Consider the following 229-nt stretch of genomic DNA (forward strand, 5'->3'; position numbering starts at 1 on the left):
CCGCGAGCATCGGCACGCGGTGGGCGCGGATGACCTGCCAGCTCAGTTCGGCACGCGGCGCGATCTGTGGGTTCCACGCTTGCAGAAAAGCGTGCAGGTAAGCCTCCAGCCCACGCTGTTCCTTTTGGCGCGGCGGTAGGTTGCGCTGCCAGCCTGCGAGTAGAGCCGGATGGCTCTTGTCCACGGGTTTAGCTGCCTGAGAGCTCAGACCGTTGTAAAGCAAATCCAG

General features: G+C 63.3%; 1 protein-coding gene. It reads right to left on the minus strand.

Annotation, left to right across the window (positions count from 1 at the left end; genetic code table 11):
- Positions 1-184: hypothetical protein (locus HKX41_14125; protein NNC25271.1), on the minus strand; the 184-nt coding region annotated here is incomplete at its 3' end.
- Positions 185-229: the final 45 nt, after the last annotated feature.

Origin of the sequence: Salifodinibacter halophilus, assembly GCA_012999515.1 — a bacterium.
Lineage (GTDB): Bacteria > Pseudomonadota > Gammaproteobacteria > Nevskiales > Salinisphaeraceae > Salifodinibacter > Salifodinibacter halophilus.